General features: G+C 63.9%; 20 protein-coding genes and 1 tRNA gene. 12 read left to right on the top strand and 9 right to left on the bottom strand.

The window, feature by feature from the left end; translation table 11 throughout:
• Positions 1–9 precede the first annotated feature (9 nt).
• On the top strand, positions 10–975 hold the full coding sequence (gene ispH, locus ACSFA8_RS10900) for a 4-hydroxy-3-methylbut-2-enyl diphosphate reductase (RefSeq protein WP_435479761.1): 966 nt from the start codon (positions 10–12) through the stop codon (positions 973–975).
• Complete coding sequence (locus ACSFA8_RS10895; protein ID WP_435479524.1) at positions 972–1,958, top strand: threonine/serine dehydratase; 987 nt, start codon at positions 972–974, stop codon at positions 1,956–1,958. Before ispH ends, ACSFA8_RS10895 begins: the two co-directional genes overlap by 4 nt.
• A 7-nt stretch (positions 1,959–1,965) precedes the next feature.
• Here the strand turns inward: ACSFA8_RS10895 and ACSFA8_RS10890 are convergent, their stop codons facing one another.
• On the bottom strand, positions 1,966–2,382 hold the full coding sequence (locus ACSFA8_RS10890) for a VOC family protein (protein ID WP_435479523.1): 417 nt from the start codon (positions 2,380–2,382) through the stop codon (positions 1,966–1,968).
• 58 nt (positions 2,383–2,440) lie between these two features.
• On the opposite strand from ACSFA8_RS10890, the gene serS reads away from it, so the two are divergent.
• The gene (serS, locus tag ACSFA8_RS10885) at positions 2,441–3,772 is read left to right on the top strand and encodes a serine--tRNA ligase (protein ID WP_435479522.1); all 1,332 of its coding nucleotides are present in this window, start codon (positions 2,441–2,443) and stop codon (positions 3,770–3,772) included.
• A 54-nt stretch (positions 3,773–3,826) separates the two neighbouring features.
• A tRNA-Ser gene (locus ACSFA8_RS10880) sits at positions 3,827–3,916 on the top strand.
• Between the two features lie 283 nt (positions 3,917–4,199).
• Here ACSFA8_RS10880 and ACSFA8_RS10875 read toward each other — a convergent pair.
• Positions 4,200–4,721, bottom strand: a complete 522-nt coding sequence (locus ACSFA8_RS10875; protein ID WP_435479521.1) for a hypothetical protein — start codon at positions 4,719–4,721, stop codon at positions 4,200–4,202.
• Positions 4,722–5,146: 425 nt separating this feature from the next.
• On the opposite strand from ACSFA8_RS10875, the gene ACSFA8_RS10870 reads away from it, so the two are divergent.
• Both ACSFA8_RS10870 and ACSFA8_RS10865 read left to right on the top strand, forming a co-directional pair.
• Complete coding sequence (locus ACSFA8_RS10870; RefSeq protein ID WP_435479520.1) at positions 5,147–6,331, top strand: hypothetical protein; 1,185 nt, start codon at positions 5,147–5,149, stop codon at positions 6,329–6,331.
• Positions 6,332–6,587: 256 nt separating this feature from the next.
• Complete coding sequence (locus tag ACSFA8_RS10865; RefSeq protein WP_435479519.1) at positions 6,588–6,791, top strand: hypothetical protein; 204 nt, start codon at positions 6,588–6,590, stop codon at positions 6,789–6,791.
• Between the two features lie 15 nt (positions 6,792–6,806).
• On the opposite strand, the gene ACSFA8_RS10860 is transcribed toward ACSFA8_RS10865, so the two are convergent.
• The 6 genes from ACSFA8_RS10860 to ACSFA8_RS10835 all read right to left on the bottom strand — a co-directional run bounded on the left by ACSFA8_RS10860 (position 6,807) and on the right by ACSFA8_RS10835 (position 10,820).
• On the bottom strand, positions 6,807–7,250 hold the full coding sequence (locus ACSFA8_RS10860) for a hypothetical protein (protein WP_435479518.1): 444 nt from the start codon (positions 7,248–7,250) through the stop codon (positions 6,807–6,809).
• Positions 7,247–8,242 carry a DUF3800 domain-containing protein gene (locus ACSFA8_RS10855; RefSeq protein WP_435479760.1) on the bottom strand — a complete coding sequence of 332 codons (996 nt, stop codon included), beginning with the start codon at positions 8,240–8,242 and terminating at the stop codon, positions 7,247–7,249. The genes ACSFA8_RS10860 and ACSFA8_RS10855 overlap by 4 nt, the downstream gene beginning before the upstream one ends.
• A 45-nt stretch (positions 8,243–8,287) precedes the next feature.
• Positions 8,288–8,785 (bottom strand): hypothetical protein, encoded by a 498-nt coding sequence (locus tag ACSFA8_RS10850; RefSeq protein ID WP_435479517.1) that lies wholly within the window; start codon positions 8,783–8,785, stop codon positions 8,288–8,290.
• Positions 8,782–9,615 (bottom strand): Abi-alpha family protein, encoded by an 834-nt coding sequence (locus tag ACSFA8_RS10845; RefSeq protein ID WP_435479516.1) that lies wholly within the window; start codon positions 9,613–9,615, stop codon positions 8,782–8,784. The genes ACSFA8_RS10850 and ACSFA8_RS10845 overlap by 4 nt, the downstream gene beginning before the upstream one ends.
• Positions 9,612–9,806 (bottom strand): Sec-independent protein translocase family protein, encoded by a 195-nt coding sequence (locus tag ACSFA8_RS10840; protein ID WP_435479515.1) that lies wholly within the window; start codon positions 9,804–9,806, stop codon positions 9,612–9,614. The genes ACSFA8_RS10845 and ACSFA8_RS10840 overlap by 4 nt, the downstream gene beginning before the upstream one ends.
• 381 nt (positions 9,807–10,187) lie before the next feature.
• Entirely contained in the window at positions 10,188–10,820 is a 633-nt protein-coding gene (locus ACSFA8_RS10835) for a LuxR C-terminal-related transcriptional regulator (protein ID WP_435479514.1), read from the bottom strand.
• 345 nt (positions 10,821–11,165) lie between these two features.
• On the opposite strand from ACSFA8_RS10835, the gene ACSFA8_RS10830 reads away from it, so the two are divergent.
• The 5 genes from ACSFA8_RS10830 (at position 11,166) to ACSFA8_RS10810 (ending at position 21,216) form a co-directional block, all read left to right on the top strand.
• On the top strand, positions 11,166–12,230 hold the full coding sequence (locus ACSFA8_RS10830; RefSeq protein WP_435479513.1) for a TRAP transporter substrate-binding protein: 1,065 nt from the start codon (positions 11,166–11,168) through the stop codon (positions 12,228–12,230).
• Positions 12,227–15,235, top strand: coding sequence for a bifunctional diguanylate cyclase/phosphodiesterase (locus ACSFA8_RS10825; RefSeq protein WP_435479512.1), 3,009 nt, complete (start codon positions 12,227–12,229; stop codon positions 15,233–15,235). Before ACSFA8_RS10830 ends, ACSFA8_RS10825 begins: the two co-directional genes overlap by 4 nt.
• Before the next feature lie 22 nt (positions 15,236–15,257).
• Positions 15,258–17,039 (top strand): PAS-domain containing protein, encoded by a 1,782-nt coding sequence (locus ACSFA8_RS10820; RefSeq protein WP_435479511.1) that lies wholly within the window; start codon positions 15,258–15,260, stop codon positions 17,037–17,039.
• Between the two features lie 104 nt (positions 17,040–17,143).
• The gene (locus ACSFA8_RS10815) at positions 17,144–18,253 is read left to right on the top strand and encodes a substrate-binding domain-containing protein (RefSeq protein ID WP_435479759.1); all 1,110 of its coding nucleotides are present in this window, start codon (positions 17,144–17,146) and stop codon (positions 18,251–18,253) included.
• A complete protein-coding gene (locus tag ACSFA8_RS10810) occupies positions 18,253–21,216 on the top strand; it encodes an EAL domain-containing protein (RefSeq protein ID WP_435479510.1) in 2,964 nt (987 codons plus the stop codon). Before ACSFA8_RS10815 ends, ACSFA8_RS10810 begins: the two co-directional genes overlap by 1 nt.
• Positions 21,217–21,240: 24 nt before the next feature.
• Here the strand turns inward: ACSFA8_RS10810 and ACSFA8_RS10805 are convergent, their stop codons facing one another.
• Positions 21,241–23,697, bottom strand: coding sequence for a GspE/PulE family protein (locus tag ACSFA8_RS10805; protein ID WP_435479509.1), 2,457 nt, complete (start codon positions 23,695–23,697; stop codon positions 21,241–21,243).
• A gap of 115 nt (positions 23,698–23,812) precedes the next feature.
• On the opposite strand from ACSFA8_RS10805, the gene ACSFA8_RS10800 reads away from it, so the two are divergent.
• Positions 23,813–25,276, top strand: a complete 1,464-nt coding sequence (locus ACSFA8_RS10800) for a sensor domain-containing diguanylate cyclase (RefSeq protein ID WP_435479508.1) — start codon at positions 23,813–23,815, stop codon at positions 25,274–25,276.
• Positions 25,277–25,300: the final 24 nt, after the last annotated feature.

Raw genomic sequence — 25,300 nt, 5'->3', positions numbered from 1 at the left:
CCTGACGCCATCCCAAGCCCGCAGGAGATCCTGCTGGCCGAGCCGCGCGGTTTTTGTGCCGGCGTGGATCGCGCGATCGAGATCGTCGAGCGCGCCATCGCCAAGTTCGGCGCGCCGATCTATGTGCGCCACGAGATCGTGCACAACACCTACGTGGTGAACGAGCTCAAGTCCAAGGGCGCGGTCTTCATTGAAGACCTGGCCGACGTGCCGCCCGGCTCCACGCTGGTGTTCAGCGCGCACGGCGTCAGCAAGGCGGTGCAGCTCGAGGCGCAGCAGCGCGGCTTCGACGTTTTTGACGCCACCTGCCCGCTGGTAAGCAAGGTGCACGTCGAGGTGGCCAAGCTCGCGAAGGAGGGCTACGAGTTCATCATGATCGGCCACAAGGGGCACCCCGAAGTGGAAGGCACCATGGGCCAGCTCACCGGTGGCATCCATCTGGTCGAAGACGTCGAAGACGTGGCCCGTGTGCAGCCCGGCCAGACCGACAGGCTGGCCGTCGTCACGCAGACCACGCTGAGCGTGGACGACGCGGCCGAAATCTCGGCTGCGGTGCGTGCCCGTTTTCCGAAGGTGCGCGAGCCCAAGCAGCAGGACATTTGCTACGCCACGCAGAACCGGCAGGACGCGATCAAGATCATGAGCCCGCAGGTCGACCTGGTGATCGTGGTCGGCAGCCCGACCAGCTCCAACAGCAACCGGCTGCGCGAACTCGCGCAGCGCCTCGGCACCGAAAGCTACATGGTCGACTCGGCCGACGAGCTCAAGCCGGAGTGGTTTGAAGGCAAGAGCCGCATCGGCCTCACGGCCGGTGCTTCGGCGCCCGAGGTGCTGGTGCGCGAGGTGATCGACCGCGTCAAGGCGCTCGGCGCGGTGTCGGTGCGCAAGATGGACGGCATCGAAGAAACCATCAAGTTCCCGTTGCCCAAAGGCCTCAAGCTCGACGACATTCCGCCGCCGGGCCACATCTCGTGAGCACCCCGGGCAGGGCAGCCGCGGTGCCGGGTACCGACTGGCGCTGCGAGATCGATGCAGCTTCGCACCGGCTGCAGCGGCGCGCAAGCCACTTTGTGCTTGAAACCCCGCTGTGGAAACTGCCCGCTCCGGCGCTGGGGCTCAAGCTGGCCGACGGCGTCGCGTGCTGGCTCAAGCTCGAGCACCTGCAGACCGGCGGCAGCTTCAAGGCGCGCGGCATGATGAACCGCCTGCTGGCCAACGAGATCCCCGCCAGCGGCGTCATCGTGGCCTCGGGCGGCAACGCCGGCATTGCGACCGCCGCTGCGGCGCGCGCCCTCGGCGTTCGTTGCGAGGTGTTCCTGCCCGGCGTGTCGCCTGAAGCCAAGCGCAACAGGTTGCGCGCGTTGGGCGCCACGGTGACCGTCGTCGGCGAGCTTTATTCCGATGCGCTCGCCGCCTGTCTTGCGCGCCAGCACGAGACCGGTGCGCTGCTCACGCACGCCTACGACCAGCCCGAAGTGGTGGCCGGCGCCGGCACGCTGGGCCATGAAATCGAGCGGCAAGGCGGCTTGCCGGATTCGGTGCTGGTGAGCGTTGGCGGCGGCGGCCTGATCGGCGGGCTGGCCGCGTGGTTCGGGCAGCGCAGCCGCGTGGTGGCGCTGGAGCCCGAGCGTGCGCCAACCCTGTTCCGTGCGCGCGAGGCCGGCGAGCCGGTCGATGTCGAGGTCGGTGGCGTGGCGGCGGATTCGCTCGGCGCACGACGCATCGGCACCATTTCGTGGGAGATCACGCAGCGCCAGGTGCGCGACGCGCTGCTGCTGTCCGACGAGGCGATCCGCGCCGCCCAGTTGTGGCTCTGGAAGGAGCTCAAGCTCGCGGTGGAGCCGGCGGCGGCCCTGCCGCTGGCCGCATTGCAGACCGGCGCCTACGTGCCGCGCGCGGGCGAGCAGGTGTGCCTGATCGTCTGCGGGGCGAACGTCGACCCTGCGACGCTGGCCTGAGGCGCGTTCAGCTGGCTGCGGGCGGCTGCTCGCAATTGACCATCCACGGCACGCCGAACTTGTCTTCGAGCATGCCGAACCCGGTCGACCAGAACTGCGGGCCGTAGGGCATCGTGACCTTGCCGCCGGCCGCGAGCGCGTCGAACAGCTTGCGGCCCTCGTCCACGGTCTTGGACTGCACCGACAGCGAGAAGCCCTTGTAGCCCTCGAAGGCCATGCCCGGCGGCATGTCCGAGCCCATGATCTTCTGGCCGCGCGCCTCGAAAGTCGCGTGCATGATTTTTCCTTTGAGCGCGTCCGGCGTCTGGGCGCCCATCGGGCTCTCCCCGAAGGTCATGCTGAACAGCGTCTTGCCGCCAAGGCACTGCCCGTAGAACGCAAAGGCTTCGGCGCAATTGCCGTCGAAGGACAGATAGGCTTCCATGGTGTCTCCTGGAGAGTGGCGGGTGAGGCGTCATGGTAGCCCCGCCTAAAATCGCCGCATGCTCGATATCACTCTGTTACGCAAGGATCTGGCTTCGGCCGTGGCGCGCCTTGAAACCCGCAAGAAAAACCAGCCCTACCTCGATGTCCATGCCTTCACTGCGCTCGAAGCCGAGCGCAAGGTGCTGCAGACCCGCAGCGAGGAACTGCAGGCGCGTCGCAACACGCTGAACAAGCAGATCGGCCCACTCAAGGCCAAGGGGGAACCGGTCGATGCGCTGATGGCCGAGGTCAATGCCCTCAAGGATGAGCAGGCGTCGCAGGTCAGCCGGCTCGATGCGATCCAGCCCGAGTTGCAGGCGCTGCTGCTCGCCGTGCCCAACCTGCCGCACGCCAGCGTGCCGGTCGGCGAAGACGAGCATGCCAACGTCGAGGTGCGGCGCTGGAGCCCGCAGGGCGGCGCGGGCGCGGCAGCCAGGCCACTCGCGTTTGCGGCAAGGGATCACGTCGATCTCGGCGCGCCGCTGGGCCTCGATTTCGAGATGGGCGCCAAGCTCGCGGGCTCGCGCTTCACCGTGATGAAGGGGCCGATCGCGCGGCTGCACCGTGCGCTCGCGCAGTTCATGCTCGACCTGCAGACGCAACAGCATGGCTACACCGAGTGCTATGTGCCCTACATCGTCAACGCCGAAACGCTGCGCGGCACCGGCCAGTTGCCCAAGTTCGAAGGCGACCTGTTCGCGGCGAAGAAGGGCGGACAGGAGGGCGAGGCGGCGCCCGACAACGCGGCCCTCTACCTGATCCCCACCAGCGAAGTGCCACTCACCAACTTCATGCGCGACGAAGTCGTGGCCGAGTCGGCGCTGCCGATCCGGCTCACCGCCCACACGCCGTGTTTCCGATCCGAGGCCGGCAGCGCCGGACGCGACACGCGCGGCATGATCCGCCAGCACCAGTTCGACAAGGTCGAGATGGTGCAGGTCACGCACCCCGAAAAAAGCTACGAGGCGCTGGAAGCCATGACCGGCCATGCCGAGGCCGTGCTGCAGGCGCTCGAGCTGCCGTACCGCGTGGTGCTGCTGTGCACCGGCGACATGGGCTTCGGCGCAACCAAGACCTACGACCTCGAAGTCTGGCTGCCGGCGCAGGACACCTACCGCGAGATCAGCTCGGTATCGAACTGCGAGGCCTTCCAGGCACGCCGGCTGCAGGCGCGCTTCAAGAACGCGCAGGGCAAGAACGAACTGGTGCACACGCTCAACGGCTCGGGCCTTGCGGTCGGCCGCGCACTGGTTGCAGTGCTCGAAAACCACCAGAACGAAGACGGCTCGATCCAGCTGCCGGCAGCGCTGCGGCCCTATCTGGGCGGGCTCGAAGTCTTGCGCCCCTGAGCGGCCAAAAGGCGCCCAAAAATGCCTGCTAGAATCGCGGGCTCGACAGACACCGGAGAGGTGGCAGAGTGGTCGAATGTACCTGACTCGAAATCAGGCGTACTAGCGATAGTACCGAGGGTTCGAATCCCTCCCTCTCCTCCAGGAATGGCTTCCAGATCACTTCACGGTGAATCAAAAAGCCGCTGAAAGCCCCGCCAGACGGGGCTTTTTTGCGTCTGGATGCTTCACATCGCGTGTTGACTCTGCACATGGTTTTGGGGCGTTGCGCGCGCCAGCACTGCGCACCCCGACGCGCCGCACGGCGGCCGGCCGCCCCCTTGCTGAGCTGACCTGGGACGCCTGCTGGATGTCGACGCTCGCGAGGGAGGCGGCAGAGCGGGCGCGCTCGCCAGCTTGATTATCAGAATGAGCTAGGGGACACGATCTACTTCAACTGAAAGGATGCCTTGAGCATGTTTCTGATCGGAAGATCGGGGCGGATAGACTTCGTGCTCCCGTTGGAGGTGTGGATCTGAAAGCGCAGTGTGAACAGATCCCATTTGGACGCAACGAGATCCTTGCTCAATTCCTTGATCCAAGTCCTGTCCTCGTCCAGCGGTATTCCCCAATCGGCCGATTCGCCATCGGAGAGAGCCTTCGGGATGCCGGCGCAGTAGAGATCGCGATGGTGCGGCACGAGTACCGCGTACCGAGGGCGAAATAGACCGACGCGCATGGTGATGTTTCGAACCACGGTCGATCGACTGCCAACGTTGGTTGCGCTGAACAGCACGAGATCCTGACTTGGAATGCCTTGGCCGAGAACGGCCATGTGGCGACACGTGAAGGCGAGGCGAACTCGTTGAGACCAGTGCGACAGATACAGCGCTGTAATCACAGCCGCAAGCGAACCGATTCCGGAGACCCAGTCCGCGACCGAGCCCCAGTTGACGGCCGATTCGTTCATCTCTCGCTCCTCGTTGTTTAATTGATGGTACTGCGCGTCGGTCAGCGCCAACGGGGCGGCGACGTCCACCGCGGGTCAACCCAAATCGTGGCAATGGCCGATGGACGCGCTCCGATTCCTAGCCCCGCAGTGCCTCGCTTTCAATTGCGGATCTCGGCGATGCACACGGGCGCGCAGCGTGCTCATCGAAACTCGGTGGGTGACTCGCCGAATGCAAACACGAACTGGTCGAGGCCGCCCATGGCCATCGGCATACGGCCATCCTTCATCATTTGCTGCGCGGTTGAACGCGCGGAGCTCGAGCTAACGCGCAAAACGGCTGTTGGAATGCTCAGGATGCTCTGCGGGTAGCTCTCCCGACCTATCAATTCGCACGGTTGCGCGGCGGCGCGTGCTGTACTGCGGCCACCCCTGAAAAGGCAGCCATGTACTACGAGATCGAAAGCACTCAGACGCGCATCCTGGGCAGCATGCACTTCTTCCCAGAAGGCGAGATCATGCCCGCGTGGGTCGATGCCGCTTACGGTTGGGCCGAGCAGGTTTGGTTCGAGCACAACGTCGCTGAGTTCATTCCGCTGATGGCTCCTCATAGCGCGGCAGATCCCGTCTCGCGGATGAGCGCCTCGATGTGCTGCATCCCCTCAAGCCAAGCTTCCGGTGCCCTCGGATCGTTGAGTGCCGAGACAATGGCATTTTCCAAGCTTTGCCGTCCGGCGAGGACGCTGGACGGCTGCAGCAGGTGCCATATCGCGCGGATCTGGCCAGCGCGGAACAACTCGGAGTCAGGTGTGTGTTGCATACCGCGGACGATCGCAGCATCGGCTGCTGGAATCCCGGCAGATTGGCCCATGGGCCACTGGGCACTACGATCGCAGCCATTCCGAAGGACAACTGCATTGATGCAACAAATCTCTGCGTCACTTGGCGTGCCGTTGGGCGCACTCGTCGATCTCGAGCTCTATGACCGGGTGGCCGCGCTCTCTTGGAAGGCGCTGCCAGACATCAATCACGCCAAGCTGTTCGGCGTGGGCTGGACCGGGCTCGGGTATCGAGCGCGTGCCGCCGGTGACCGCTGGAGCGCGTTTCAAGAGGCCTTTCCACGTCCCGAGACCAGCGAAACGCACTACATGCAGGAGGTCACTCTCTTCGATTTTGTGGCCAACGCGTGCGCCGCAGTCGAGACAATCGTGTTCTCGTCGTTCATCGTGGCGCGCTCAAGCCTATCAGCGGACATCGCCGACTCGGAGCTGCGGGCCGGCCAGCGGCAGATGGTCGACACGGTTGCTCGCACCCCGGCAACATTGTCGCTCGGGCGCTTTCTTTCTGATGAGAGAAACCATTCGGCGCGCGAGAAGTTGTTCGAGTTGCGCGACGTGCTGCTGCACCGCGGCCGCGTGCCACGGTACATATGGGTTTCGATCGGAGGCCCCGGCGACGACGACGGCCGTACAACGTTTCCCGCAAATCCAAAGTCAGCCCCTCAGCTCTGGCGAGCTGATTGGCGCTTCAATGCCGCCGCACTCGACCCGATTGCCACTTGGCTCCGAGACCACATCGGAACCGCCAGCCGACATTTGGTCGACGTGCTGCATGGTGCACAGCACGGCTGACGCGCGCTCCTCCGTTTTCGATAGAAGAGCATAGCCGGCGGCACCTTACACTGGCCTGGCTTGCTTTAACCCTTACCAACATGCTCGCTCGCGCACTCGCAATCGGGGCGGCCATCGCCATCGGGCTGGTCGTTGGTATCACCGCATCCGGATATTTCCTTGATCCGGTGCTGCTTATCAATGGCCAGTCAACCGCGCGAATGACTGAGGCCGAGATACTTGCCGCTGTGCAGTTACCCGGCTCAGCAATTGAACAGTGGACGATCTTCTGGCCTACAGGTGGAAGGGTTCAAGGTGCATGGCTGCAATGGATGTTCGTCGCAGCGCCCGCTGTCCTGCTGGGTGTTTCGGCGTGGTCACCGTGGCGGCGACGCCGGGGGTGACGATCGATGCAATGAAAGTCGATGCGCTGCTTGAGGCGCTGGTGCTGGCGAAGCAGCATGTCAGTGGCGCGCTGTGAGGTGCGCCACCGACATCAACGCCACACGGGCACGTTTGTAAGATGCAATCGAAGGAACCTTTCGCCAGCCATTGAAAAGTTCTCCTCCGCGATGGTGACCCCCGCCGAGAGGAGTAAATCTTTGACGCCTGTATGCATATCGTCGAAGGTGCCTTCGGCAACTGGAATGCGCACCTGCGCCGGCAGATTTTCTGTCCCCTGAATTTCGATCTCTGTCGCACCGGGTTTCATGCCAGCAGCTTTGAGGGCTGCGACTACCTTGGCTACAAAGCGATCCTGGCAAGAAACCCAAAGGCCTTCATCGGGGTCGTCGTGGAGCTCAATGTCGGCGGAGAAGAGCGGGATAGAGGTCAAAGCAAACCTTTCAAGTGAAGAAACTGAAACACCCGAGCGCTTTGCATCACGCCGCTCCTGCGCGCGCGCATTTTCACATGTAGCGCGATGGCCGACTGCTGTCACTTGACGAGCATCGCTTGGCGGTTGCGAGCAATTGTCCGGACGACGCGCCTGGTGGGTTCGTCGAGGTCTGCTTCCTCTCCGACTAGGACAAGCCTAAATGGGAGTCTTTCTCCACTTGCCTGAACAGTCAGCCGGCCGATCTTTGCCGCCACCTGCAAGTTGTCCCCGAACCGACCTCGAAGGCAGCGGCGCAGACCGGAGGCGAGAAGGTCGACCGCCTGCACTCCATCTAGGCTGCGAGAGTCAACAAACTGGCGATCTTCGCGAAGCAACTTGCCGATGTCGAGGCAACTGCCCACCTTAAGCCCATAGTCTCGCTTGAGGTACGTGGGCTCCTCGCCAGGTGCAAATTCGAAGCGTCGCATGTGGCTGTAGTCGAAGTCTCGGACATAGATCATCGGCTCTCGCATGGACATGGTCTGTAGAAGGGCCGGACTCAGTTTTTCAAATGCACGCTCGAAGTCGTTCTTGAACTCTCCCTTTCGATCGATTCGCCACCGAAACTTCCCCAAAGTCGCCGGCTTTCGTTGCACAAAGAACAGTGTCGAACTACTCACCACGTCGTACATCAACTGGATCTGGCATACGAGCTGCATGTATAGCTGCGGCGAAAGGCTTTTGATCTCACTGGCCAGAGTCCGCAACGCCTGCTTCCCTTCGTCGTACCTCATCTTTTCCACGCGCATGAGCACCTTGTCCGCTTGCGTCTGTTGATGCGATTGAATGTTGACGATCGAACTCAGGCCGGAGTCGGTGGCGACGAAGGAGAGCATCACATTAAGGCCCGCCAGCCGCTCCAAAAATTGGAGGTACTGCGGCTCTGACACCTGGTGCATCTTGATCTCCGTGTTCGGCGGAGCGTTGGCGCACGATCGCAGTTCAGCCATCGCGTCGGAGATGCCTTTTCTTGCAGATTCGGCGGCGGAAAGGGCGGCGACGACATTCCATTTACCGACGGCTTTGTCGTGTACGAAGGAGCCCGATTCGTCGATGTAGATGTTCAGAAGCCCTCCGCTTGCCGGATCGCGGTAGTTTGGTCAGAGTCCTGTGACTTGCCGAATGAAGGTGATTGCGTCGGGCGCGTTATCCATGCCGGCCGCGACAAGCTTCTTCGCAACCTCCTTCAGCGCCTCGCCCGAGAGCGTGGAGATCGCCTTGCTCAATGCCGATTTTTCCGGAGCCGGCAATCCGGAGGCCTCGACCTTCGCCAGCATCAGGTCGCGGATCGTGTCGGCGTGGAGCTTGACCGTGACGGTTCCCAGGATCGCAGTCAGCCCACCGTCGTCCTCGAGGAAGTCCAAACCGGCGGCTGTGATCGTTGCCCCGCCTTGATAGATCACCGCGCCGTTAAGTGAAAACTCAATGCCGCTTCGCACGAGACCGTGCTCTTCGAGGTAAATGAGGTTTGCGGCGATCTGCTCATCGCGGTCCGAGTCACACCCGGCCGTGTTGAAAAGTCTGCTTTGTTCGGGCCGAGGGTACGTGTCTCGGAGAATGCCTAGCACCTCTCGCTGCAGCTTTCGATCGAGCTTCATGCGGGTCGCTCGGTCGGCTGATCCGGTTCTTCGCCGATGGGATCTGTGCCATCGTGCTCCCGACGCGTGACCACACGAAGAAAGTTTCGACCGAACTCCGTAATTCGAAGCTGCCGCGGTGTCGACCTGGTCAGCGTTTTGACGAGTTCCGATCGAAGTGATGCGACGTCGGCTTCTATGGCCGACAACGCGGCCAGTGCCTTTTCTGGTTTGATTCCGAAGGCACTTGAGGGTCGCCGAGAGGAGATGCGTCCGATGTCCAACTTGCCCGGTGGCACGTCAACCCATTCGACCAAGCCGAGACGCAGCAGATTTGGCACCCCTGGCGGAACGAACTCAGACCAGAGCTGGCTTCGACCAACCCGCGCCAAGGGAAATGCGTGCGAGATATCAACGAGCGCGCTCGCGTCCGATGCCTGCATCTCACTGATTACCGTGGCAAACCCCGGGTGCACCAACGAAGCGGTTTCCGCATCCGCAGCAGAGGCAAGCAGCTTCGCAAACAGATCCTGAATAGCGGGCTCGTCTGCCGACATTGCGGCCCCACGGACGACCGAGTAACCGATCCGCATCGAGGGCTCTTGGCGATTCTCGAGTGGGATCTGTTCGAACTCGTCAGCAAACCGTTTCCGGAAATGTTCAAGGTTGCGATTCAAATAGTCGACAGGCAATCCCACGACGTTGTCGATCAGCCGGAGTAGCGAATCTGCAGTCGCTACTGCACGCTTTACCAGCGGGCGGACATCTTGGGCGAGATCGCCTTTGAACTTTATCCCGTCTGCTCTGACCTCGAACTCGCTGTCCTTGTTCGATTTCGGATCTTCGCTCATGCCCATTGCTCCGTTGGCCACCGCACAAAGGCGAAGACCGAAATGATGGTCAGGTTCACGATCGGCACGAGCGGCAGGGGCGACCACGCGCCATGGGTCCGCACCTTCGACGCGATGCGCCAGCCAGGCACCAAGACGACCGCGAGCCAAAACAGAATGATGATCCAGTGCCAAATGCTGAACGAGCCCATGACTCCTCCTGGTTGTTGTTCGGCGCGCGGCGACATGCCGGCCCGGGGCCAATGTAGTCGGGCGAGGCCACCAACCGCGAGGGCAAACGTCACACGTCTGTGGGGCGTCTGCTACACAAGTCCCAAAAACTGAAATGGGGGCATTCTTGGGGGCATGAAAGCGGTGATGGCTTACCGATCATCAGCATCCATGCGGCTTTCAGGCCGAGATTGCGCCGCCTCCCTCTCCTCCAGTAAGCCAGCAAAGACGCCCCTTCCGGGGCGTTTTTTGTTGGGGGTTGCCCCGGCGGAACGGCCTGTGTTCACGCGGGGGTCGACGCGGGAAACGTAGTCATCCGGCCAGTAGATCGCGCACAAGTAGCGGCGAGCCGATGCGCGGTTTCAGTGGATGAGCCTGTGCTTCAGCGCATAGCGGGTCAGATCGCTGTTGGACACGAGGCCCAGCTTCAGCATCAGGCGCCTTCGGTAGGTGCTTACCGTCTTTTGCGAAAGCGAAAGCCGGTCGGCGATCCGTTCGGATCTGTCGCCGGTCGCCAGCGCCAGAAATACCTGGGCCTCACGTTTGGACAACTCCTCATGCGGGGCGTGCGTTTCTGCGGAATCGAGCGCGCGTGCGAGCAGCCTGGAGACACTCGCAGGCAGGGGGCGCTGCCCCATTGCAACGAGCCGGACAGCTCTGACGATCTCCATCGGTTCACATCGCTTGTCGATATAGCCGCGAGCGCCTTCGCGAACCAGCGTTGCAGCGCCATGGTCGTCGTCGCTGGCGCTCAGCACCATGATGCGGGTGCGGGGGCTCCGGGCGTGCAGGGCCTTGAGCGCGTCTGCGCCGTTCGGGTCGAGCCCGCACAAGTCCAGTAGGAGGACGTCGATCTCGACGGCGCCCACGAGCTGAACAGCCGCCTCCAGGTCGGCCGCCTCGCCGACCACCCACAGGTCGACGAATCGTGCGAACAGGTCGCGCAGGCCGGAACGGACGATGCCGAGTTCGTCAGCGATGCCAATCCTGATCATGGGCGGGTCGAGGTGAGGGCATCGCACGAGTTCATGGGTTGCCGGATCCTCGTGCGCAACGGCCGGTCTGATATTGCGCCAGATCAACCCCGGGTCGAACGCTGCCGGCCATTCGGCGGCGCCGCGCGCGCCTGTTGAGGGGCAGAATCCGGCGCAGGTTCGGTATTGAGTTCCTAAGTATTAGTTGGATCTGCGGTTCATCGAGGGCTTATGTTCCGGCCGAGGCTGCATCAGTTGCAGATGCAGCACAGGTTGGCCCCATAACCATGCGTGACGTGAAAAAAACACGCCGTCTACCCCGAATCGTTGAGCCACGCACCGCCTGGTGCGCCCATGATCGGGAGGATGAAATTCCGTCGTCTGATCCGTCTGGCCTGGGTTGCCGTGCTTCTTGCATGGATCACCCCGCTTTGCACCGCGCAGCCCGCACCGGAACGCAGGCTTCGAATCGTCGGCGGGCTGGCGACAGTGAGCCAATACACCCTGCACGAAGAGCCGTTCTGGTCTCGGGATCTGGCGCGGCTGAGTGGCGGAAAGTACGCCGCGAGCATCGTGCCCTTCAACCGGGCCGGCGTGCCTGGACCCGAGATGCTCCATCTCATGAAACTGGGTGTCGTTCCATTCGGCACCGCGCTGCTGAGCCAGGTGGCCAGCAACGAACCCGAGCTGGCTGCCGCTGACCTTGCGGGCCTCAATCCCGACATGGCGACACTGCGGCGCGTGATTGCCGCCTTCCGCCCCACGCTCGAAAAACGACTGGGCGACCAGTTCAACGTCGAGGTGCTCGCGGTCTACGTCTACCCGGCCCAAGTGGTCTTTTGCAAGCAAGTCATCACCGGGCTGGCCGATCTTGCAGGCCGGCGGATCCGTGTTTCCAGTGTGAGCCAGGCCGATTTCGTGAGCGCACTGAAGGCGACACCCGTGCTCACCGAGTTCGCCGAGTTGATGTCCAACATGAACTCCGACAACACGGAGTGCGCAATCACCGGCGCCATGTCCGGCAACACGCTCGGACTCCACAAGATCACGCGCGGGCTCTATTCGATGCCCCTCGGTTGGGGGCTGGCGGTGTTTGGCGCCAACCGGAACACCTGGAACGCGCTTCCCTCCGACCTGAAGACGCTGCTGAAAACCGAGTTGCCCAAACTCGAGGCCGCGATCTGGGAAGAGTCGGAACGCGAAACCGGCAACGGTGTTGCCTGCAACACGGGCGCCGACACATGCACTCGGGGAACCAAGGGCTCGATGGTCGAGGCACGCCCCTCCGCTGCAGATGAGCGTCGTCGTCGGGAAATCTTCGCCAAGGACGTGCTGGCGCCATGGGTCAAGCGCTGCGGAGCAGGGTGCCTCAAGCTCTGGGAGCAGACGATCGGCCCGGCAGTCGGCATCAAGGCACCAGGCCCCTTGTGAACAAGCTGTTGCCACGACGGATCACCGCCGCCATCTATGGTGTGGCGGCAGTGTTCCTCCTGGCGGTAGTGGGCAGCGCAGTCGTGCTGACGTCGGCGATGCGCGACAAGGCGATCGCCGACAGCCAGGACCAGGCGACACGGTTCGTGAGCGGCTCGGAAGCGGCACTCAATCGCAGCCTTCTGGGCGTGGATCTGCTGCTGGCCGACCTGAGCGAGCGGCTGCAGGCTTCCTCGGAGGCCACGATCGTGGCCGATGCGACGCGCAGCGAGCTTGCACAACAGATGCAAGGGGTGGTTCGGCAGAACCTGCTGGTGCGATACGTTGCGGGACTGAACGCACGCGAGGAGGTGGTGGTTTCGTCCGACCGGCAAGGGGCCAATGCGGTGGTTCGACTGCCCGCCGGCTTTTTGCAGCAGGTTCTGGCACAACCCGCGTCGACGCTGGCGATCAGCGCGCCATCCGTCAGTGCGCTGACGTCGCAGCGTGTCGTGTACTTCGCGCGGGATCTGCAACTGCAGGATGGCAGCCACATCGTCGCCATCGCGGAAGTCCAGCTCTCCTTGCTGACCACCATCCTGATGCAGGGCGTCGACATCGAGGGACTGGAAGTCACCCTGGAGCACGAGGCGGGGCCAGTCCTGGTGAGCATGCCCCGCCGTGACGATCTTTCGGGGCAGGCCATCGCGCCCGCGCTCAGCGAGCAGATCCTTGACGGGAGCCCGCGGTATTTGCCGGCACGCCTGAGCGGCGTGCCGGCGATCGTCGTGGCGCGGCCGACGCTCCACAGAAACCTGCGGATCGTGGCCAGTATTCCCATGCGATCGGCCCTGCGGGATTGGCGCACGCAACAGGCTTTCATCTGGAGCGCGGCCGGCATGTTCATGTTGATGATCCTCGGGGTCGTCTATCTCACGCGCATGCATTTGCGCCGGCAATGGCGAGCCAAGGCTACCTTGGACCAGGCGCTCGAATCGATGGTGGATGGCTTCGTGCTGCTGGATTCGAAGGATCGCGTGCTCACGTGGAACCGCCGTTTCGGGGAAATTTTCCCCTGGTCGCGCGACATGATCCACCCGCTCCTGCCATTCCAGGAAATTGTCGAGCGAGGCGAGGCGCACGTTGTTGCAACAGCGGTCGATGGCGAGCAGGCTGCGCCGCTCGATTCATCCGAGAAGCGGCAGGTGCAGGGCGAGCGGGAACTCACCCTTGCAGAGGGGGGCGTCATTCTCGCGGTCACAAGACGAACGCCGGACGGTGGCTCGATCTGCGTGTACCGCGACGTCACGGAAAAGCGACGAAACATCGCGGACATCCTCGAGGGCAAGGTGCAATTGCAGGCCACGCTGGACGCGCTGCCGGACGTCTTGCTCGAGCTGGGGCTGGACGGTCGATGCCACCGTTTTCACTCCCCGCGCACGCCCGGGGCCGCCATCGACGTTCGGGATCCGGTGGGCCGGGCGATCGGTGACTTGCTGCCGCCGGACGCCGCGACCGAGGTCATGGAGGCGCTGCAGGAGTCCTACGTGTCCGGCTTCTCCACGGGCCGCCAGTTCGAACGCCGCGCTGCCCAGGGAACCACCTGGTTCGAAATATCCGTGTCCCGCAAGCCGGTCGGCGAAGGGGTCGATGCGCGATTCATTGTCATCCTGCGCAATATCACCGACCGCAAGTCCGCTGCGCGCCAGATCGAGCATCTGGCGTTCTATGACGGCCTCACCGGCCTGCCGAACCGCCGGATGCTTCTGCACCGGTTGACCGCTGCGATCGTCAGCAACAGCCGGGGTTCACGACACGGCGGCCTGTTGTTTCTTGACCTGGACAAGTTCAAGACGCTCAATGATGCGCACGGTCATGCGATGGGCGATCTGCTGCTCAAGCAGGTGGCCGCACGAATCTCGCGCATCATGCGCGACGGCGATACGGTGGCCCGCTTGGGAGGCGACGAATTTGTCGTGTTGCTCGAGAACCTGAGCGAGGACAGCGCGGTGGCAACCATGCAAACCAGGGCACTGGGAGAGGCCATCCTGGCCGAGATGCACCAGCCGTTCGAGATTGCCACCCATCCCTACTTCAGCACCTGCAGCATCGGTGCCACCGTTTTTCGCGACAACCAACTTTCGCTCGATGGCCTGCTCAAGCAGGCCGACATCGCGATGTACTACGCCAAGACCGCAGGCGGAAGGTCGATGCAATTTTTCGAGCCGGCGATGCAGACCCTCATCACCGCGCGCGCCACCCTGGAGACCGAGCTGCATGCCGCGATGGCGGCCAAGCAGTTCGTCCTGCACTACCAGCCTCAGGTGACCGACGGCGGCGAGCTCTTCGGCGCGGAGGTGCTGGTTCGTTGGCAACATCCCCATCGCGGCATGGTGCCCCCCGCCGGCTTCATCGAAGTGGCGGAAGAGACGGGGCTCATCGTTCCCATCGGCCTGTGGGTTCTCGAGCAGGCCTGCATTCAGCTGGAACGCTGGAGCCTCCATCCCAGAAGATCACACCTGCAGATCGCGGTGAATGTGAGTGCGCGGCAGTTCCGCAACGATGACTTCGCGGACCAGGTGCGCGACGTGCTGATTCGAACCGGCGCCGATCCTTCGAAGCTCAAGCTTGAACTCACGGAAAGCCTGCTGCAGGACAAGGTGACCGAGACCATCCGGAAGATGAAATCGCTGGCCGCCATCGGCGTCCAGTTCTCCATGGACGACTTCGGCACCGGCTTCTCGTCGCTCTCCTACATGACCCAGCTTCCGCTGCACCAGGTCAAGATCGACAAGTCTTTCGTGCAAGGCATCGGCATCGATCGGAAAGTCGAGTTGATCATCCAGACCATCATCGGCATGGCGCGCAGCCTCGATCTGGCAATCGTTGCGGAGGGCGTTGAGACGGAGCAGCAGCGGGCCTTCCTGGAAAAGCATGGCTGTACGCTGTACCAGGGATACCTGTTCGGCAAACCCGTGAGTCTTGCCGAATTCGATTCGGAATTGAACGCGGAAACGACCGGCTGAGCGGCGCCCCATGCAAACCGCATTGACGCCGATCGACGAAGCCCGCAGGGCGCAGGCATTGCTTGTGCTGCGTCCGATGGTCGACGGGCTCGATGCGCTCGGCGTGGCGGTGTGCGCTTTCGACGAGGTCGATGGAGCGCTGCTCTGGAATCGGAGTTTCCTCAGATTTTTCCCCGAGCATGCGGCGCACATTCATGCGGGGGAGCCCTATGCCGACAATCTGCGCAGGTTCTATCTTGAGCGCCTCGGTCCCGAGGAACTGCCGCTGCTCGAGCAATATGTGCGGGAAGGACTGGCGCGCCATCGCACGCAGCAGCGCCCGTTTTCCTTCGAGCACCGGGGCGTGCGTCTGCATGTGAACGCGATCCAGGTGCCCGGCGCCGGCCGCGTCCGGATCTGGCGCTCCGACGAGCATGCAGCGTCCGCCGATGACGAACCGGCCGAGGCTGCCGCCACCAGGCAGCCCGGCATGCCGGCCATCGTCGAGTCGACCCTGCTCGACCACGTTGCCGATGGCGTCATGGTCACGGATGCCGCCGACCGGATTCTCTGGGTTAACGAGCCTTTTGTGACGATGCTGGGGCTTAGTGGAAGGGCGTCGGCCATCGGCATGGGTTTCGTCGAGACCTACCGGTTGGCCTGGCGCGACCATGCACCCGGGGAGCGTGCTCTGTTCGAGCATGGGCTGCTCAATCTGGCCGAGAACATCCGTTTCGCCGGCGCCCCGTTCGAACTGCCATTGCCCGGGGATCGCTGGAGTCGCGTCGTCGCGCAGCGCAGCCCGGACGACAGGCGGTTCTATGTGCACGTGGACATCACGTTGCTCAAGCGCCAGCAGCACCAGCTCCAGGCGGCGGAGGCGCGCGCGCGCGAAAGCGAGGCGCTGTTGAAAAGCAAGTCCATGCTGCTCGAGGCCACGCTGGACAGGATGGAGCAGGGCATCATGATGGTGAATCCGGATCGCGTGGTCGAGGTCTGCAACAGGCGCGCCCGGGAATTGCTCGGATTGCCGAGTGAGCTGATGGCGAGGCGACCAGGCTTTGGAGAGGTGCTTGCCTACCAGTGGGCGACCGACGAGTTCATGTACACCTCGCAGGACGTGCTGGAATTCATTCGCGCCGGAGGCATTCTCGACAGGCCGCACAGCTACAGCCGCAAGCGCCCCGACGGCCGGGTGATCGAGATCCAGAGCGTGCCGATCGAAGGCGGCGGCGTCGTGAGAACCTATGCAGACATCACGGAACGCAAGCACAACGAGGAGCGTATCGAATATCTGGCGCGCCATGATGGCCTGACATCGCTTTCCAGCCGCGACGTATTCCTGGAGGCGTTGCAGAGCGCAACCGCCGAGTCCCGCAACACCGGCGAAGAGTTTGCGGTCTACTTCATCGATCTTGACAAGTTCAAGCTGATCAACGATTGCTTCGGTCACGCCGTCGGCGATCTGGTGCTGGTTCAGACGGCCGATCGACTGCGACTGCTGGCCGCCGAATTCGAAGTGGCCGCACGGCTCGGTGGTGACGAGTTCGCGATTCTCAAGCGCCGGGTGGACAGCGCTCCTGCTGCGATGGCGTTCGCCGAGCGGCTGCTCGACTCTTTTCGTCCGCCGATGGCGATCGAGAGCCATATGCTCCGGCTCGGCGCATCCATCGGGGTGGCGCTTTACCCTTCAAGCGGCGATGATGCCGACCTGTTGTTGCGCACGGCGGACTCGGCCATGTACCTTGCCAAGGCCAGCGGCGCCGGTCACGCGCGCCTGCTCAATCGCGGACTCGAACCCGTCGGTGAGACATCGCCGGGCTGATGCAAAAAGCCACGGGAAATTTCCTGGTGTGTGGGCTGGCCCACCGACGAAACACGCGCGAACCGCTAGAAGGCGGTTGGAGGTTCCCCATTCCTGTGCCCGAAATGCTGGCGAGGCAGCTTGCTGCCGCCGTCGTTCTCACCGTCTGCTGCTGGTCGTCCTTGGCGAGCGCAGACACCGTGGATCTGGTGTCGGTCACGCAGGCGCTCCGGATCGTTTCCGAAGCGGCCAAACGCGGCGCGCCCTGGACTGGGCCGCAGTCGGGCCCGGCGGCGCCCGCCGGCAAGACCATCGTGTTTGTCGCCGAAGATCTGCGTAACGGCGGCATCGTCGGCGTCGCGCAGGGCGCACGCGAGGCGGCGCGCATTCTCGGCTGGACAGTCAAGATCATCGACGCGGGCGGAACAGCGGCCGGCCGGTCGAAGGCGCTGGCTGCTGCACTGGCCGCATCACCGGATGGCGTCGTGCTGGGCGGACTCGATGCGGTCGAGAACAGCGCGGCGCTCGCGCGGCTTGCCCGCAGCGGCGTGCCGATCGTGGGCTGGCACGCCGGTTCGCTGCCGGGCCCGATCGGAGGGACGCCGGTGGCAATGAACGTGACGACTGATCCCCTGGAAGTGGCGCGCGTGACGGCGATGGCGGCAGTGGCGCAATCCGGCGGACGCGCCGGTGTCGTGATTTTCACCGACTCCCGCTACCGGATCGCAATGGCCAAGGCCGATGCAATGGAGGCTGTCGTGCGTACCTGCAAGGGCTGCGCGGTGCTTGAAGTGCGCGACGTTCCTCTGTCCGAGAGCGACGCGCGGATGCCGGCGATCACGCTGGAACTCCTGCAGCGCTACGGCAAGCGATGGACCCATGCGCTGGCCATCAACGACATCGTGTTCGACTACGCGATTCCCACCCTCACGAAGGCCGGCCTGTCCAGCGATGGATTGAGCCTGCTTTCGGCCGGCGATGGCAGCGCGCCCGCGTTCCTGCGCATTCAGGCCAAGACATTCCAGACAGGCACCGTCGCCGAGCCGCTTAACCAGCAGGGCTGGCAGGCGCTTGATGAACTGAATCGCCTGATGGCGCGCGAGCCCGTGAGCGGCTTTGTTGCACCCGTGCACCTGGTCACCGCGGAGAACATTGCGTTCGACGGTGGACAGACTCTGCGGTATGACCCCGACAACGGGTACCGGGCGATCTACAAACGCATCTGGCGGCGTTGATGCCTGCCGCGACGTCGGCGATGTCGCACCGCCGGGCACTGCCGGCCTGGCGCCATGTCGTCTGGCTGCCGCGCTCGCTCCGTGCCCAGTTCGCGCTGGCGCTGTCCGTTCTTTCGCTGCTGATGCTGGCGGGTGGTCTCGCCGCTGCCCATGCCTTGCAAACCTCCAGCCACGCCACCCAGCAGCTCACGCAAGAGCGATTCGTGCGCATGCAGGACGCTCAGGACATGGTGGAACGCACCTTGCTGATCGAACGCGAAGCCGAACGATTGCTGTCGACCGATTCGTTGCCGGCGGTACACCTGAGCTACGCCACCATCGTCGATCAGACGGCGGTACTGGATCGCGTGGTCGCCGAACTCGCGGTCGCCAGGGAAGACGTCGGCGTGCTCGAGCTGTACCAGGCAAGCCAGCTGTTCCGCAATACCGCCAATGTCGTTGCGCAGCTGCGGGAAAATCTGCTGCAGACGGAGCAGGCCTTCGCCAGGCTGCCGGCCGACCTGGGCGGCGATCCGGCCGCCGTTCCGACGGTCGACTCGCAGTCGAAGTCGTTGCTGCTCTATCGGCTTCAGAACGCCGCCAGCACCGCCGCCGTGGGGAAGATCCGCACCGAATTCGCGCGCGCCTGGCCGGTTCTTCCCACTCGAGCCGGTACAGACCAGCGCGACCCGTTCGCCCTTCGCATTGCGCTGATCAACCAGCGCGTGGCGCTCGGTCGATTCCATGGACAACTGGCAAACCAGGCCGAGGAGATGGTGACGGCCGCGCGCACTCGGGCGGAATTTTTCGACGGCGACTATCGCGCAGCCGTGCAGCAGCTGGCCGAGGCAGCCCGCCGCGAAGCGCGTTGGGTGCTGATCCTGCTGGCGATCAGCCTGGTGTTCGCATGGCTGGTGGCCGGCGTGTTCCTGGGGCGGCACGTACTGGGGCGCCTGCGGCTCGTGAGCCGGCACCTGCAGCAGCGCGGCACGGCTGGCACGCCGCTCGGCATGCGGGTCGGAGGGCGCGACGAGATCGGGGACATGGCGCGTGCCGTCGATCGCTTCCTGGCCGACCGGGCGCAACTTGAGCTGCGAACCGCCGAGTTGTTTCTCACCAAGGAGCATCTGGTCGAACAGGGCCGCATCCTTGAAATGATTGCAGGCGGCGCGCCGCTGCCGGATATTCTCGACCGGTTGACCCGTTCGATCGAGTCCCAGCTGGAGGGCATCAAAGGTTCCATTCTGTTGCTCGACCCGGACGGGCTGCACCTGCGCAACGGCGCCGGGCCCAACCTGCCTGCGGCCTACATGGACGCCATCGAAGGCGTTCGCATCGGCCCGAACGTCGGGTCGTGCGGCACCGCCGCCTTTCGCGCAGAGTCGATCATCACAACGGACATCCAGACCGATCCGCTGTGGGCGGACTACCGTGTGCTGGCCGAGCTGCACGGACTGCGATCCTGCTGGTCGGCGCCGATTCTGTCGCAGGAAGGCGCGGTGCTTGGAACCTTCGCGATGTATTCAGACACGGTGCGAGCCCCGAGCCATGGCGAGGAGAAGCTGGTCGAGCTGGCGACCCGGATCACAGGCATTGCGATCGAGCGCCGTCGCTCGGAAGAGCGCATTCGGCACATGGCGCACCACGACGAGCTGACGGGGTTGCCCAACCGTCTCCTGCTGAACGATCGCATGGCGCAGGCCCTGGAACAAGCGGATCGAACCGGACGTCCGATGGCGCTGCTGTTCCTGGATCTCGACGGCTTCAAGTTCATCAATGACAGCTTCGGCCACTCGGCGGGCGACGCAGTGCTGGTCGCGGTCGCCGGCCGGATATCGGAGGCGATCGGGGCCGGCAACATCGTGGCCCGCCTGGGCGGCGATGAGTTCGTGATGGTGTTGACGGAGTTGGAGCGTGCGGCCGATGCCGCGCGCGTGGCGCAGCTGATACTGGCCGCGCTGGCGCCACCGGTGCAGTTCGAATCCCGCAGCCTGCACGTCGGCGCGAGCATCGGCATCAGCGTGTACCCGGAAAACGGAGCCAACAGCGAGATACTGCTCAAGCACGCAGATCTCGCGCTCTACTGCGCAAAGCAGCAGGGGCGCAATGGCTACCGCTACTACACCGACGACATGGGCCAGCAAGCCCGGCAGCACACCGAACTTCGCTCGGCCCTGGTGGGCGCGCTGCCGGGTTGCCAGTTCGAACTCCATTACCAGCCTCAGGTCGATCTGCGCACCGGCCGTATCAACTCGATGGAGGCGCTGATCCGCTGGCGGCATCCTGATCTCGGGATGGTCTCCCCCGCCCGCTTCATTCCGTTGGCGGAGGAAACCGGGTTGATCGTGCCCATCGGGGAATGGGTACTGCGCACCGCATGTGCACAGTTGAAGGCGTGGCACAAAGAAGGGCACGCGAGCTTGCCGGTGGCGGTGAACCTGTCGGCCCACCAGTTCCGGGGGCATGACGTTGCGCAACTGGTCGCGAGCGTCCTCCGGGATTGCGACCTGCCCGCACGATTTCTGGAGCTGGAACTGACGGAGAGCGCCCTGATGCTCGACACGGGGGCGGTTCTGAAGTCGCTCCTCGAGCTGAAGGGCATGGGGGCGCGGCTGGCCCTGGACGACTTTGGAACGGGCTATTCGAGCCTCAGCCATCTGAATGGCTTCCCCATCGACGTGATCAAGATCGACAAGTCTTTCACCCTCGAGGTGACTCACAGCGAGAGCACGGCGTCGATCACCCGCGCGATCATCGCCATGGCCAAATCGCTTGGCATGAAGACCGTCGCGGAAGGCGTGGAGACCGAGGATCAGTTGCGCTTCATGGTGGCGCACAAGTGCGACAGCATGCAGGGCTACTACTACAGCCGTCCACTGTCGGTTGCGGACATGAGCGCCTTGCTTGCGGAAAACCGGCGGATCTCCCTGGATCTGATCGGGCCAGGCACCGCAGCCGATGAGGAACGCGTGCAGGCAATCTGAGCGCAGGCAGCGGGCGAGCCGCGTTCAGGCGTTGCTCGTCGCGCGCACTTCTTCAATCGTTGTCAGGCCGGCGAGCACCTTGTCGATGCCGTCCTGGCGCAACGTGCGCATTCCCTGGTCGAGCGCCGTCCCCTGCAACGCTTCGGCCCGTGCGCCGGTCTGGATCAGGCGACGCAGCTCCTTCGAAATGACCATCAGTTCATGCAACCCGACGCGACCCTTGAAGCCGGTCTGCTCGCAATGCGCGCAGCCGCTGCAGCTGTAGACCTGCAGCGCGCCGTTCCGGCCGTGTCGCTGCACCCAGTCGGCCATGACCGCCTCCCGCGCACCGGGTTTCTCTTCGGAGCCGTAGACACCCATGTAGTCGGAGAGCAGTTCCAGTGTTTCTTCCGCGGTGGCGGGGCGGCTCGTCAGGCACTTGGCGCACAGGCGGCGCACCAGGCGCTGCGCAAGCACGGCGAGCAGCGAGTCGGCAAAGTTGAACGGATCCATGCCCATGTCCAGCAGCCGCGTCACCGTCTCCGGCGCGCTGTTGGTGTGCAGGGTGGACAGCACCAGGTGGCCCGTGAGAGAGGCCTCCACTGCCATCTCCGCGGTCGCCTCGTCCCGGATTTCACCCACCATGATGACGTCCGGATCGGCCCGCAGAAAGGCGCGCAGCGCTTTCGCGAACGTCCAGTCGATGCGCGGGTTGACCTGCACCTGCCGCAGCCCGCTTTGCGTGATCTCGATCGGATCCTCGGCCGTCCAGATCTTTCGCTCAGGCACGTTGATATGGCTCAGCGCCGAATGCAGGGTGGTGGTCTTGCCGGAGCCCGTGGGCCCTACGCAAAGCACCATGCCGTAGGGGCGCTCGATCGCGTGCTTGAGCCAGGCGAGATTGTTCGGCGAGAGGCCAAGGGCGTCGAGCGGAATAGGCTTGGCCGAGGTCAGGATGCGCATCACCACATCCTCGAGCCCGTTGTTGGTCGGGATCGTGGCCACGCGCAGTTCGATGCGATGCTCCGGCGAGAACTTGGCGAAATTGATCTTGCCGTCCTGGGGCCTGCGCTTTTCGCTGATGTCGAGGTCGCACATGATCTTGATGCGCGCGATCATCGCGTTGCGGTAGTTCGGTGGCAGATCCAGGTAGGTGCGCAGCCGGCCATCCTTGCGAAACCGGATCCTGATCTTTTCCCGGCCCGGATAGCTCTCGATGTGGATGTCCGACACGCCTTCCTTGTGCGCTTCCAGAATCATCCGGTTGATCATCCGCACGAGCGAGTTGTCCGACTGCTCGATCGGCGCCTCTTCATCGTCGGGCTGCCGGCCTTCCTTTTCGAGCGTTTCGATCAGATCGCTGGTGTCGACCGGCTGGTAGTCGAGCGGCCGCATCGGATCGTCCGCGACGGGACGGCGGTCCGACGTCGCGCCGATCTTGTCATAGGCCGCATGCAGCACGGCATCCTGGTCGCGGGCATGCGACTGCACCGCGAACACTTTCATCTGCGCGTTGAATTCCAGTTCGGCGAGCGCCGCGCGCCGGCTGGCCGGATCGTCCATCGCCACGATGAGCCGGCCATCCCGGATCATCAGCGGCATGACCCCCAGCCGCTGCGCAACGCTGTAGCTGATCTTTCGCAGCGCATCGGCCTCTACCGGAAAGACGCCCAGATCGACGGCCGGAAGGCCCATCTTGCGGGCGAGCGCAGCGTGCAGATCAGCGCGCGTCACCACACCCATGCGCACCAGCACTTCCCCCAGCGGAACGCTGCGATCTCCACCTTGCTGCACGAGCGCAGCGCGCAGCTGCGCTTCATCGACCATGCCGAGCGAGGTCAGTACCTCGCCGATGCGCATCATCGGCATCCGGGCCTGGCGGTCGATGGCTTCGAGCAGCTGTTCCGGTGAAGTCGCCCGCACTGCATCGCGTCTGATCTGTGGTGGGGGCGGCTTGACGCCCTCGGGCTTCCCCGGAGCCGCGGCGCCGCCGAGCTCGAACGCGTCGAACGCCGCGCGCGGTACGAACTTTCGCATGACACGCCCGCTGGCCATATCGACCGGCACGAACAGGAAAAGCCCGAAGGTGTCCTCGATGTACCCCACGGTCTCGCCCTTGAGTTCTCCGCCGTTGCTCAGCAGGACGGTGAACTCCTGGGCCCGCAGTTCCCCGGGCGCCGGTGGCAGCAGGGGCTCCAGCGGGTTGGTCAGCGTCAGCAGGCGGAATTGATCGAAACGCAGCCGCAACGCGTTGCTGCCCAGGGAAAGCTGTACGTGCAGCGTCGCTTCTTCCGGAACGAAACGGATCAGCTGACCGTTCGCGCGCTTGTCGTTCAACCCCACGATCTCCAGCGGCTGCAGGCTCTTCTGCGCCGACGCGGGCGGGTAGCTGGGGTGCGGCGGATTCGGCCAGAGAAAGAGCGGCCGATCGTTCGTGCTTTCCTTGGCTGATGCCGGCATCGGCTGCGAAGACAGGGGGCGCTCAAGCTTGTTCAGGGTCATTGCGATTCCTTACTTCCAACAGCATACAGGTATGCCTTGGCAGGAGGCTTGGCCATGGCCGCTATACGATGACAATCGGGCGTGAGCGATCAGTTGGCGTCTCAGAAAGGATCTCATGCAGTCACCCGATGATCTCGACGCGATGTTCGATCTTGCGCCCGTCTCGCTCTGGCTCGAGGACTACAGCGGCGTGAAGCGTCTGTTCGACACGTGGCGCTCGGAGGGTGTGGTGGATCTTGTCGAGCACCTGTCCAGCCGGCCGGAGTGCGTGCGCCTGTGCATGGCGCAGCTCCAGGTTGTGCGCGTGAACCAGGCCACCCTCGCACTGTTTTGCGCGCAGAGTCAGCCGGAACTCCTGGCCCGGCTCGACGAAGTGTTCCGGGATGACATGGGCACGCCGCTGATCCACGAGCTGAATCAGCTGTGGTTAGGCCAGCACGCTTTCGACAATCAGTCCTTCAACTACGCTTTGGATGGGCGCCGGCTCGACATCCGTCTTCGCGGCCGGATCCTGCCGGGCCACGAGCAGTCGTGGGATCGCGTCCTCGTGTCGCTCGACGACATCACGGCGCGGGTGCAGGCCGAACGCAAGCGTGCGGAGAGCGAGGCGTACGCGCAAGGTCTGTTCGAGCATTCGCCGGTGTCGCTCTGGGTGGAGGATTTCAGTGCCATCAGGAGGCTGCTCGATGACATCCGCTCGAAGGGCATCCGCGACTTCGCCACCTTCGTCAAGGTTCATCCCGAGTTCGTGACGCGCTGCATGCAGGAGATCCGGGTCGTCGACGTCAACCGCGAAACCCTGCGGATGTTCGATGCGCCGGACAAGGCCACGCTCCTTCGCAGCCTGCCCCATGTGTTTCGCGACGAGATGCATGAGTCGTTCACAGATCAACTGCACGATCTCTGGAACGGCAAGACCCTGCAGCATCGGGAGGTTCTGAACTACTCACTCAACGGGGATTCGGTGAACATCCACATGCAGTTCGACGTGCTGCAGGATCGTCTGGAGAGCTGGGATCTGGTACTCGTTTCGCTGGTCGACATCACCGCGCGGAAGAAGGCCGAGGCCTACCTCGAGTACCTGGGCAAGCACGATGTCCTGACGCAGCTGCGCAACCGCACCTTCTACACGGAGGAGCTCAACCGGCTGTCGCGCAAGGGGCCGTGGCCGGTGTCCGTGCTGGTGGTCGACCTGAACGGCCTCAAGGAGATCAACGACGGTGAAGGCCACGCGGCCGGGGACGCCCTGTTGAGACGGGCCGGCGAAGTGCTGGGCAAGGCGGTCGACGGGCCGGCCACGGCAGCGAGGATCGGCGGTGACGAATTCGCGGTGCTTCTTCCTGCCACCGACGAGCGTGGTGTTCAGGCATTTCGTGCGCGCGTCGAATCGATGATCGAACTGAACAACCAGTTCTATGCGGGGCAAGGCGGCCATACCCTCGCACTGGCCATCGGAGAGGCCACCTGCGAGCAGGGCGAGCTGCTCGATGCGGCGCTTCTGCGCGCCGACAAGGCGATGTACGCCGACAAGGCACGCCACTATCTCGCTGCGGGCGGGGTGAGAGGGCGCGCGGCCTAGGATCCCCTGTTCGGGGCATGGCAT

The organism is Variovorax nitratireducens (genome assembly GCF_051216545.1).
Taxonomy (GTDB): Bacteria; Pseudomonadota; Gammaproteobacteria; order Burkholderiales; family Burkholderiaceae_C; genus Variovorax.
This window is presented reverse-complemented; position numbering and strand designations above follow the sequence as displayed.

Bases quoted from the DNA above. Each gene is read 5' to 3' on its own strand.
- ACSFA8_RS10845 (WP_435479516.1), bottom strand. From the start codon at position 9,615: ATGAGCGAAGATCCGAAATCGAACAAGGACAGCGAGTTCGAGGTCAGA.
- ACSFA8_RS10840 (WP_435479515.1), bottom strand. From the start codon at position 9,806: ATGGGCTCGTTCAGCATTTGGCACTGGATCATCATTCTGTTTTGGCTC.
- ACSFA8_RS10830 (WP_435479513.1), top strand. From the start codon at position 11,166: ATGAAATTCCGTCGTCTGATCCGTCTGGCCTGGGTTGCCGTGCTTCTT.
- ACSFA8_RS10800 (WP_435479508.1), top strand. From the start codon at position 23,813: ATGCAGTCACCCGATGATCTCGACGCGATGTTCGATCTTGCGCCCGTC.
- ACSFA8_RS10850 (WP_435479517.1), bottom strand. From the start codon at position 8,785: ATGAAGCTCGATCGAAAGCTGCAGCGAGAGGTGCTAGGCATTCTCCGA.
- serS (WP_435479522.1), top strand. From the start codon at position 2,441: ATGCTCGATATCACTCTGTTACGCAAGGATCTGGCTTCGGCCGTGGCG.
- ACSFA8_RS10835 (WP_435479514.1), bottom strand. From the start codon at position 10,820: ATGATCAGGATTGGCATCGCTGACGAACTCGGCATCGTCCGTTCCGGC.
- ACSFA8_RS10815 (WP_435479759.1), top strand. From the start codon at position 17,144: ATGCTGGCGAGGCAGCTTGCTGCCGCCGTCGTTCTCACCGTCTGCTGC.
- ACSFA8_RS10870 (WP_435479520.1), top strand. From the start codon at position 5,147: ATGTACTACGAGATCGAAAGCACTCAGACGCGCATCCTGGGCAGCATG.
- ACSFA8_RS10810 (WP_435479510.1), top strand. From the start codon at position 18,253: ATGCCTGCCGCGACGTCGGCGATGTCGCACCGCCGGGCACTGCCGGCC.
- ACSFA8_RS10890 (WP_435479523.1), bottom strand. From the start codon at position 2,382: ATGGAAGCCTATCTGTCCTTCGACGGCAATTGCGCCGAAGCCTTTGCG.
- ACSFA8_RS10805 (WP_435479509.1), bottom strand. From the start codon at position 23,697: ATGACCCTGAACAAGCTTGAGCGCCCCCTGTCTTCGCAGCCGATGCCG.
- ACSFA8_RS10875 (WP_435479521.1), bottom strand. From the start codon at position 4,721: ATGAACGAATCGGCCGTCAACTGGGGCTCGGTCGCGGACTGGGTCTCC.